Consider the following 9,641-nt stretch of genomic DNA (forward strand, 5'->3'; position numbering starts at 1 on the left):
GCGCGGGTGGCGCCGGTGGCGGGGGCGCGGGCCTTCGTCGGCGTTCGGGGTGCTCCGGCCGGGCCCGTACCCGTGGCGCCTGAGCTGAACAAGCGCTTAGATAGGTCCTCGGCCGTTGTTTCCCGGAGCATGCTCCCCTACCCCGCCGGAGGCCCCCGTTGTTCACGTCCGTCGACGACGTCTCCGCCCGCCTCGCCGGGACCGGCTACCTCGCCTCCCCCGCCGTCGCCACCACCGTCTTCCTCGCCGCCCGGCTGGGCAAGCCGCTGCTCGTCGAAGGCCCGGCCGGGGTCGGCAAGACCGAACTGGCCAAGGCCGTCGCCCAGGTGACCGCCGCCCGTCTGGTCCGGCTCCAGTGCTACGAGGGCGTGGACGAGTCCCGGGCCCTGTACGAGTGGAACCACGCCAAGCAGCTGCTGCGCATCAGCGCCGGCCGCGACGAGAGCTGGGACGAGACCCGCACCGACATCTTCAGCGAGGAGTTCCTCCTGCCCCGCCCGCTGCTCACCGCCATCCGCGGCGAGGAGCCGACGGTGCTGCTCATCGACGAGACCGACAAGGCCGACGTCGAGATGGAGGGGCTGCTGCTGGAGGTGCTGAGCGACTTCCAGATCACCGTACCGGAGCTGGGCACGGTCACCGCGACCCGCCGGCCGTTCGTCGTCCTCACCTCCAACGCCGGCCGCGAACTGTCCGAGGCCCTGCGCCGCCGCTGCCTGTTCCTGCACATCGGCTTCCCCGAGGAGGAGCTCGAGCGGCGGATCGTACGGCTGAAGGTGCCGGGCCTCGGCGAGGCGCTGACCGCGTCGGTGGTCCGGGTCGTCGGGGCGCTGCGCGCGATGGACCTGCGCAAGCTGCCGTCCGTCGCCGAGACCCTCGACTGGGCGCGCACCCTGCTCGCACTGGGCGCCGACACCCTGGACGAGAACCTCGTACGGGACACGCTCGGCGTGATCCTCAAGCACCAGGACGACATCCAGAAGGCGGCGGCCAAGCTCGACCTGGACGCCCTGTGACCGCCGTCGCCGACCGGATCACGGGCCTCGCCGCCGCCCTGCGCGCGCACGGGGTGCGGATCGGCACCGGGGAGACGGTGGACGCGGCGCGGGCGGTGGAGGCGCTGGGCCTCGCGGACCGGGAGCTGCTGCGCGAGGGACTGGCGGCGACCCTGCTGCACGGGCCGGGCCAACGGGCTCTGTTCGACGCCGTCTTCGACCTGTACTTCCCGCGCGGGATCGGCGGCCCCGAGGACGCTCCCCGGGACCGGGAGACCCTGCGCGACCGGCTCGCCGAGGCGCTGGCCGCCGACGACCGGGCGCTGATGGCCCGGCTGGCGGCGGAGGCCGTCGACGGCCTGGGCGGATACGGCAGTTCACCGGCCTCGGACGGCTGGTCGGCGTACCAGACCCTGGACCGGTTGCGCCCGCAGACCCTGCTGGCCCGGGTGCGGGCCGACATCCGGGGCCGGGCGGGCGGCCCCGGCGCCGGGTTCGCCGACCGGCTGCTGGACGACGAGATCCGGCACCGCATCGAGGAGTTCCGGCGGCTGGTCGGGGCCGAGGCCCGGCGCCGGGTCGCGGAGCGGCGCGGACGGGACGAGATCGCGCGGCGCGCGGTGCGGCCGACCGCCGACCGGGTCGACTTCCTGATCGCCGACCGGGACCAGCTGACCGAACTCCGCCGCGCGGTACAGCCGTTGGCGCGCAAGCTGGCCACCCGGCTGGCCGCGCGCCGCCGCCGGGCCGCGCGCGGCACGATCGACCTGCGGCGCACCCTGCGCTCGTCGCTGTCCACGGGCGGGGTGCCGATGCGGCCGGTGCTGCGCCGGCGCCGCCCGGTCCGGCCCGAACTGGTGCTGCTCTGCGACGTGTCCGGCTCGGTGTCCGGCTTCTCCGACTTCACCATGCTCCTCGTGCAGGCCCTGCACGACCAGTTCGGCAAGGTCCGCGTGTTCGCCTTCGTCAACCGGCTCGACGAGGTCACCGGCCTGCTCGGCCACGGCCGCGCCGACCCCGACGGGCTGAGCGCCCGGATCCGTGCCGAGGCCGTGCTCACCGGCTGGCACGGCAGCAGTGACTACGGCGTGGCACTGGGCGAGTTCACCGAGCGGTACGGCGCTGCGGTCGGCCCGCGCACGACCGTGTTCGTCCTCGGGGACGCCCGGACGAACATGAGCGACCCCAACCTCCCCGCCGTGCGCGAACTGGCCCGGCGGGCCCGGCGCGTCCACTGGCTGAACCCCGAGCCGCGCGACCGCTGGGGCACCGGCGACTCGGCCGCGCCCGCCTACGCCGAGCTGGTCCGGATGCACGAGTGCCGCACGGCCCGGCAGCTGAGCGCACTCGTCGCGGGGCTGCTGCCGGTGTGACGCCGGGCTCCGGTCCGTGATCCACTGATTCCACCGCAGGACCCGACCCGAGGACGCGTCGCCATGACTCACCCGCCCGTGCCGCTGGGCACCTTCCCCACCCCCCTGGAACCGGCGCCCCGGCTGGCCGCCGCGCTGGGGCTCGGACCGGACGACCTGTGGGTGAAACGGGACGACCTGACCGGTCTCGGCGGCGGCGGGAACAAGATCCGCAAGCTGGAGTGGACGGTGGGCGCGGCCCTCGCCGAGGGCGCCGACACGCTGGTGACCACGGGGGCCCCGCAGAGCAACCACGCCCGGCTGACCGCCGCCGCGGGCGCCCGGCTCGGCCTGGCCGTCGTCCTCGTGCTGCGCGGCTCACCGGGCGCCTCCCACTCCGGGAACCTGGCCCTCGACGGCCTCTTCGGGGCCCGGCTCGCCTGGGCCGGCCAGGTGGACCAGGCCGGGCTGGACGCGACGGCCGCCGAGGTCTGCGCGCGGCTGCGGGCCGGCGGCGCCCGGCCGGCACTCATCCCGTTCGGCGGTTCTGGCGTCCTGGGCGCCCGCGGCTATCTGCGCTGCGGTGCGGAACTGCGTGAGCGCCTGCCGGACCTGCGCACGGCGGTGGTGGCGCTCGGCTCGGGCGGCACGATGGCCGGGCTGGTCGCGGCCCTGGGCAGCGAGACGGTTCTGGGCGTCGACGTGGGCGCGCTGGCCGACCCGGCCGCCAAGGTGGCCGAGTTCGCCGCACCGCTCACCGCGGAGGAGGTCGTGCCGGAGCGGCTGCGGATCCGCCGGGACCAGGTGGGCGCCGGGTACGCGACCCTGACCGGTCCGGTACGGGACGCCCTGCGGCTGGCCGCCCGCACCGAGGGCCTGCCCCTGGACCCCGTCTACACGGGCCGGGCCCTCGCCGGCCTGCGCGCCGCGGTCGCCGACGGCACCGTGCGTCCGGGCGAGCGGACGGTCCTCCTCCACACCGGCGGCCTCCCGGGTCTGTTCGGCCACCCGGACGCGGTCGGGTTCGCGGAGGAGGGGGCGCGGGCCTTCGACGTCGCGGGCTGACAGCCGCGCGGACGGACGGCGGTGTGGAGCTAGCCTTTCGCGTACTCGTTCGCCATCGTCCCGGCGAAGTCCAGGACGACGACCTGCTCGTCACCGACCACCCAGGCGTCGTGGCCGGGCGGGCACACGAACACATCGCCGGGGCCGACCTCCGCCTCGCCGCCGTCGTCCATGCGCAAGTGCATCCGCCCGTGCAGCACATAGCCGTTGTGGTGGACCATGCAGCTCTCGGTGCCCGCGATCGGCGCCACCGACTCCGACCAGCGCCACCCCGGTTCGAACGTGCCCACCGCGAAGTCGAGCCCGGTCAGGTGGAGGGCTTCGAGGTGGCCGCGGGGGAAGTCGCGCCGTTCGTCCGGCTTCTCGACCGTCTTCACTTCCAGCATGACGGTGTCCTCCCTTCCGGCCGCTGACCGCGGCCGGGGCCGGCCTCCGTCCCCCGGCGGCCTCGGACGGCACCGGTGCTGCGGCGGCGGCCGTACCCCACGGCACCATCGTCGGCCCCGCCACCCGGCCCCGCCATCCGGGGACATGGGACAACGATGTCGCCGCCCGGGCCGCGGCTACGCTGGCCCGATGACAGCCCCCGGTGCCGCGTCCCTCGCGACGGACGCCCTGGACGATCCGCCGCTGCGCCCCCTGCCCGGGCAGGCCGCCGTGCTGCTGGAGCGGGCCGACGCGCCGCCCCGGCTGGTGGCCCACCTCCGGGCGGTGCACGACGTCGCGGCCCAGCTGGTGGTATGGGCGCAACGGCACTGCCCGGACCTGGAGTTCGACGCCGAGGCGGTGCTGTTCGGTGCTGCCACGCACGACATCGGCAAGGTTCTGCACCCGGCCGAGCTGTCCGGTCCCGGCTCGCGACACGAGGCGGCGGGGCGGGAGTTGCTGCTGACGTACGGGGTGCCGGCCGGACTCGCCCGGTTCGCCGGCACCCACGCGTCCTGGACGGCTCCCGGCACCGGGGTGGCGGACCTGCTGGTGAGCCTGGCCGACAAGGTCTGGAAGAACAGACGGGTCCCGGAGCTGGAGGACCTGGTGGTGGCGCGGCTGGCCGGGGCCGACGGCCGGCCGGCCTGGCAGTGGTTCATGGAGCTGGACGAGGCCCTCACCGCCATCGGCGAGGGCGCGGACCGCAGGCTGGCCTACCAGACGTCCCACCCGCTCACCCGAAGGTGACCCGGTGCGCGAGGCCGTGGTGCGAGGACGTCGTGCGTGGCCGGCTACCAGCCGCGTGCCGCCCGCAGCAGCAGGGCGCGGACGCGGGCCACGTCGGGGTTGTCGGAGACGCCGGGCCGCTGGACGAGGTAGCCGGTGTTGATCGGCGGGTCCGGCGGTTCCAGCAGTGCGACGAGCGCGCCGGAGGCGAGCAGGTCCTGGCAGAGGTAGCGGGGCAGCACGCTGAACCCGGCGCCCGCGGCCACGGCCGCGAGGACCCCGCGCAGGTCGGGCACGGTCACCGCGGCGGTACGGGACAGGCGCCGGCCGAAGACGTGCCGCCAGTAGCGGCGGGCGATGGGCAGGTCCTCGGCGTAGGTGAGGAGCGGGACGCCGTGCAGGGCGGCGGGGTCGAGGGTGCCCTGCTCGCCGCTTTCCCGGCCCTCGGTGTCCTGCGCGCGCCGGCGGTCCGTCAGCCGCTCGGCCCAGACGGGTGCCGCGACCAGCACGAACTCCTCGTCGGTCAGCGGAACGGCGTGCAGGGTACGGCCCCGCGGGCGGGTGGTGGCGATCACCAGGTCGTGGCGGCCGGCGCGCAGTTCGTCCAGCAGCGGATCGGTCAGGCCGGTCGCCACCCGTAGCCGTACGCCGTCGGCGACCAGCGGCGCGAGGGCCGGCAGGACCGTGGTGCACAGCAGTTCCGCCGGGCCGGCCAGGTGGACCGGTTCGGCCGCGGCGCCGGCCGGCGGGGTGGGGCCGGCGACGGACTGGAGCTCGTCCAGCGGCGCGGCGACGCGCGCCGCCAGCTCGTCGGCCACCGGGGTCGGCGTGACTCCGCGCGGCAGCCGTTCGAACAGCTCCCGGCCGGTCTGCCGTTCCAGCGCGCGCATCTGCGTCGTCACCGTCGGCTGGGACAGTCCGAGCAGGCGGGCCGCGCCGGTGAAGGAGCCGGAGCGGTACACCGCGAGGAAGGTGCGCAGCAGGTTCAGGTCGAGGGAAGCGGTCTCCACGGTCCGAGTATCACCGCGGGCTGTTCCCGCCGACCCATAGGGCATCCAATGGCAGCCATCGGATCCTTCATTGGATGCCTATGGGTGTGACCGCCTACGGTCTTCGACGGAACACGTTCCCCGTACACGCGAGAGAGAGACCCCCATGTCGAAGATCCTGTTCGTGATGACCGGTGCCGATCACTGGACGCTCGCCGACGGCACCGGGCACCCCACCGGTTTCTGGGCCGAGGAAGCCGTCGTCCCGTACCAGGCGGTCAAGGCCGCGGGGCACGAGGTCGTCGTCGCCACGCCGGGCGGTGTGGTGCCGACGGTCGACCGGGCGAGCCTGGCCCCGGAGTTCAACGGTGGCCAGGAGGGCGCCGACCGGGTCGCCCGCGCGCTGGAGGAGATGACCGAGCTGCGGACGCCGGTGAAGCTCGCGGAGGTCGACCTCGGTGAGTTCGCCGCCGTCTTCTACCCGGGCGGCCACGGCCCCATGGAGGACCTGGCCGTCGACGCCGAGTCGGGCCGGCTGCTGGTGGCGGCCCTGGACTCGGGCAAGCCGCTGGCCGTGGTCTGCCACGGTCCGGCCGCCCTGCTCGCCGCGGTCCGTCCCGACGGCACCAACGCCTTCGCCGGCTACCGCGCGGCGGCCTTCACCAACGAGGAGGAGACCCAGGGCGGCCTCGCCGGCCGGGCCCAGTGGCTGCTCCAGGACCGGCTGACCGAGGCGGGCGTCGACGTACGCGCCGCCGAACCGTGGGCGCCGCACGTCGTGGTCGACCGCAACCTGATCACGGGCCAGAACCCGGCGTCCTCGGCCCCGGTCGCCGAGGAACTGCTGAAGCACCTGAGCTGACGGCACGGGGCCGGGACGGGACCGCCGCCCGCCCGGCCGCGTCCCGTCGGGCCGAAGGGCCGCCGCGCCGACCGGTACGGCCCGGCACCGCCGGGAGCAGACGCGACGGGCGCCGGTGGACGTACCGGCCCCGGGTCAGGAACGCCGGCCGTACGCCGCCGCGTGGCGCATCCTCCGAACGGTGTGGCGGGCGGTTGGGGCGGGCGGCGGTGGTTACTCCGGAGCGCATGAGTGAACCGGACCGCAATGACGACAGGCCGCTCGCCCTGGTGACCGGGGCCTCCAGCGGGATCGGGTACGAGCTGGCCAGGGAGTTCGCCGAGCACGGCTACGACCTGCTGGTCAACGCCGAGGACGACCGGCTGCACCAGGCCGCCCGGCACCTGCGGGAGAGCGGTGTGGAGGTCCGAGCCGTCCAGGCCGATCTCCGGCAGGCGGCCGGGGTGGACCGGCTGGTCGAGGCCGCGGCCGGCCTCCCCGTCGAGATCGCCGTCCTGAACGCCGGAGTGGGGCAGGGCGGGGCGTTCGCGGACACCGATCTGGACGACGACCTCGCCGTCATCGATCTGAACGTGGTCTCCACCGTGCGGCTCGCGAAGCCGCTGCTGCGGCACATGCTCGGCCGCGGCACGGGCCGGCTGGCCTTCACGTCGTCGATCGCGGCGACCATGCCGGGCCCCTTCCAGCCGGTGTACAACGCCTCGAAGTCCTTCGTGCAGTCCTTCGCCGAGGCTCTGCGCAACGAGGTGAAGGACTCGGGCGTCACCGTCACCGTGTTCATGCCCGGCCCGACGGACACCGACTTCTTCCGCCGGGCGGACATGGGCGACACCAAGATCGGTACGTCGGACAAGGACGACCCGGCCGACGTCGCCCGGCAGGCCTTCGACGCGATCACGAAAGGGCGGGCCAAGGCGGTCACCGGCTCGCTGAAGACCAAGGCCCAGGGCCTGGCGAACAAGGTGCTGCCGGACAGCGCCAAGGCCGCCGCGCACCGTTCCATGGCGGAGCCCGGGACGGCCGGGGAGGACGACGCAGGAGACGACGCAGGCGCTCGGGGCCGGTGAGGTCACCGGACGGTGGGCCGGTCGCCGCCCGGGACCAGTCGTGCGTGCCGTCCCCGGGGGCAGTGCAGGAGCCGCTCCTCGAGCCCCAGCCTGCGCGCCTCCGTCAGGAAGTCGTGCAGCGGGGACCGGAAGACGGTGTAGTCGTCGTAGTGCACCGGCAGGACGCGGCGGTAGTCGAGACGCCGGGCGAGTTCGGCCCCCTGCGCGCCGTCCATGGTCACCACGAACCCGCCGGGCAACTGGGTGCCTCCCAGGTGGAGCACCGCCAGGTCGGCGGCGGGGAAGCGCTGGGAGATCTCCTCCAGGCCGTCGAACAGCAGGGTGTCCCCCGAGACGTACAGCCGCAGCCGGGCGGGCCCGTCCACCGGACCGAACTCCAGCATGCTCCCCATGACGGGGGGCAGCAGGCTCCGCAGCACGGGCCGCAGGGCGTGCCGTCCGGGCAGCGAGGTCACACGGACCTGTGCCCCGCCGCGCGTGAGCGTGCAGCTCTCCCAGGTCCGCAGCCCGCCCGCCCGCTGGAACCCCTGCCAGGTGCGCAGGTGGCGCGCCGCGTGCCGGGTCGTGACGATCGGTACCGAGCGGTCGAGGTGGCGTCCGGCCCGGCGGTCCCAGTGATCGCCGTGCAGGTGGGACAGGACGACGCCGTCCAGCCGGGGCAGGTCCGCCGCGTCGAGGGCCGGTTCGGTGAGCCGGCGGCTGACCAGGCCGTAGCCGAGGTGGGCCAGCTCGCCGCGGTGGAGGAAGTTGGGGTCCGTCAGCAGGGTCAGTTCACCGAACCGCAGCAGGACCGTCGCGTTGCCGATGAAGTGGAGGTCGAGCGCATCGTCGAAGGTGGTCATCGCGGTCCTTGCCCGGCGGTCGAGCCGTCTGAGGTCGTCGCCATTCGTTCCGCCGACCGGGTTCCTCACCGGCACGTCCCTAAGCCGTGTGCGGAGTACTCGATTCCGCCTCACGCGCACCGCTCGCGGGGCTGACCGGCTCAGCGGACGTCGTCGGGTGGTTCGCCGTGCCGCGGGCCGGGCGGCGGTTCGAACTGCACCCGGATCTTCTGGAAGCCCTTGAACGCCTCCGTCGCCGCGTAGGACTGGTAGGCGCGGCGGTCCGCCGGGCTGAGGTGCACCCGGTCCGTGAACGGTGTCAGCAGGCTGCGCGGCCACAGCCGCATGACCCTCACGGCCCCCACCTCGGCGGCCGTGAGGAAGATCAGCGCCGCGGCGTACAGCCAGGCGAGCAGTCCGAGGACGATGCCGAACATGCCGTAGGTGGCCGTGGCCCCGCGCAGGACGTGGCTCACGTAGTAGGAGCCCACCCACTGCAGTGCCTGCCAGGCCACGGCGGCGCCCAGCGCCACTCCGAACAGCCGGCGCAGCGGCAGCGGCCGGTGGGTCAACAGCCAGTAGCTCGACAGCAGCAACAGCGTGTTGAGACACACGGCACCCGCGGTGGCCGCGAACCACGTCCCGCCCCGCAGCCGTGCGCCGAGGACGTTCGTCGCCGAGTCCGCCACGGACAGCAGGGTGAGGGCGCACAGACCGAGTGCCAGGACGAGCAGGAAGGCCAGGCCCTTCAGGCGCGACCGCAGCGGGTCGGGGCGGGCGTGCCTCGGGACGGCCCAGATCTTGTTCAGTGCGTACTGGGCGGCCTGGGCGACCCCCAGCGAGCCGTACAGACTGCCGACGATGCCGGCGGCCAGGACCGCACCGTTCCCGTGGAAGGAGCGGATGTTCTCCCCGATCTGGTCACCGATGACCGGGAACTCGCTGAGGGCGGAGTCCAGGACCCGCTGGCGCAGCGCGGGGTCGTCGCTGAGGAAGGTGCTCAGGACCACGACGAGGATCAGCAGCAGGGGGAACAGCGAGAGGAAGCCGTAGTAGGTGAGCAGGGCCGCGAGGTACAGCGCCTGGTCGTCGTAGAACTTGTAGACCACACCGAGCGGCAGGCCCACCCAGCGGTGCCTTCTCTGGTAAGCGTCCAGGCGCGCGAGAACGTGCATGACTCATCCCCGGTGAACGGCCGTGGCGGCGGAGCCCGCCCGCGGGGAGTGGCGGGTGCGCGAGTGCCGGGAGTGCCGGTTCCGTGCCGGGGTCACGTTACCGCCCCCGGCCCCCGATGGCTGTTGTGCCAGGCGATGGCGCGCCTGATCTCCGGCTCGT

The 9,641-nt window shown here is 74.3% G+C and carries 10 protein-coding genes; 6 read left to right on the forward strand and 4 right to left on the reverse strand.

The window, feature by feature from the left end:
• The first annotated feature begins 158 nt into the window (after nucleotides 1-158).
• From IE312_RS24205 to IE312_RS24215, 3 genes are all read left to right on the forward strand, one after another.
• Nucleotides 159-1,016, forward strand: coding sequence for an AAA family ATPase (locus IE312_RS24205; RefSeq protein ID WP_189984427.1), 858 nt, complete (start codon nucleotides 159-161; stop codon nucleotides 1,014-1,016).
• A complete protein-coding gene (locus IE312_RS24210) occupies nucleotides 1,013-2,368 on the forward strand; it encodes a vWA domain-containing protein (protein ID WP_189984428.1) in 1,356 nt (451 codons plus the stop codon). Before IE312_RS24205 ends, IE312_RS24210 begins: the two co-directional genes overlap by 4 nt.
• 63 nt (nucleotides 2,369-2,431) lie before the next feature.
• Nucleotides 2,432-3,412, forward strand: a complete 981-nt coding sequence (locus IE312_RS24215) for a pyridoxal-phosphate dependent enzyme (RefSeq protein WP_189984429.1) — start codon at nucleotides 2,432-2,434, stop codon at nucleotides 3,410-3,412.
• Nucleotides 3,413-3,441: 29 nt separating this feature from the next.
• Here the strand turns inward: IE312_RS24215 and IE312_RS24220 are convergent, their stop codons facing one another.
• Nucleotides 3,442-3,798 carry a cupin domain-containing protein gene (locus IE312_RS24220; RefSeq protein ID WP_189984430.1) on the reverse strand — a complete coding sequence of 119 codons (357 nt, stop codon included), beginning with the start codon at nucleotides 3,796-3,798 and terminating at the stop codon, nucleotides 3,442-3,444.
• A gap of 190 nt (nucleotides 3,799-3,988) precedes the next feature.
• On the opposite strand from IE312_RS24220, the gene IE312_RS24225 reads away from it, so the two are divergent.
• Nucleotides 3,989-4,588: an HD domain-containing protein gene (locus IE312_RS24225; protein ID WP_189984431.1), complete on the forward strand. Its 600-nt coding sequence runs from the start codon at nucleotides 3,989-3,991 to the stop codon at nucleotides 4,586-4,588.
• A gap of 44 nt (nucleotides 4,589-4,632) precedes the next feature.
• Here IE312_RS24225 and IE312_RS24230 read toward each other — a convergent pair whose 3' ends face one another.
• On the reverse strand, nucleotides 4,633-5,622 hold the full coding sequence (locus IE312_RS24230) for a LysR family transcriptional regulator (RefSeq protein ID WP_189984432.1): 990 nt from the start codon (nucleotides 5,620-5,622) through the stop codon (nucleotides 4,633-4,635).
• Between the two features lie 100 nt (nucleotides 5,623-5,722).
• On the opposite strand from IE312_RS24230, the gene IE312_RS24235 reads away from it, so the two are divergent.
• Nucleotides 5,723-6,418: a type 1 glutamine amidotransferase domain-containing protein gene (locus IE312_RS24235; protein WP_189984433.1), complete on the forward strand. Its 696-nt coding sequence runs from the start codon at nucleotides 5,723-5,725 to the stop codon at nucleotides 6,416-6,418.
• Nucleotides 6,419-6,645: 227 nt separating this feature from the next.
• Nucleotides 6,646-7,485: an SDR family NAD(P)-dependent oxidoreductase gene (locus tag IE312_RS24240; RefSeq protein ID WP_189984434.1), complete on the forward strand. Its 840-nt coding sequence runs from the start codon at nucleotides 6,646-6,648 to the stop codon at nucleotides 7,483-7,485.
• A 2-nt stretch (nucleotides 7,486-7,487) separates the two neighbouring features.
• Here the strand turns inward: IE312_RS24240 and IE312_RS24245 are convergent, their stop codons facing one another.
• Nucleotides 7,488-8,327 (reverse strand): MBL fold metallo-hydrolase, encoded by an 840-nt coding sequence (locus tag IE312_RS24245; protein WP_189984435.1) that lies wholly within the window; start codon nucleotides 8,325-8,327, stop codon nucleotides 7,488-7,490.
• A 140-nt stretch (nucleotides 8,328-8,467) separates the two neighbouring features.
• Nucleotides 8,468-9,481, reverse strand: coding sequence for a YihY/virulence factor BrkB family protein (locus tag IE312_RS24250; protein WP_189984436.1), 1,014 nt, complete (start codon nucleotides 9,479-9,481; stop codon nucleotides 8,468-8,470).
• Between the last annotated feature and the right edge of the window lie 160 nt (nucleotides 9,482-9,641).

The sequence above is a fragment of the Streptomyces capoamus genome (assembly GCF_014654935.1).
GTDB classification, from domain to species: Bacteria; Actinomycetota; Actinomycetes; order Streptomycetales; family Streptomycetaceae; genus Streptomyces; species Streptomyces capoamus.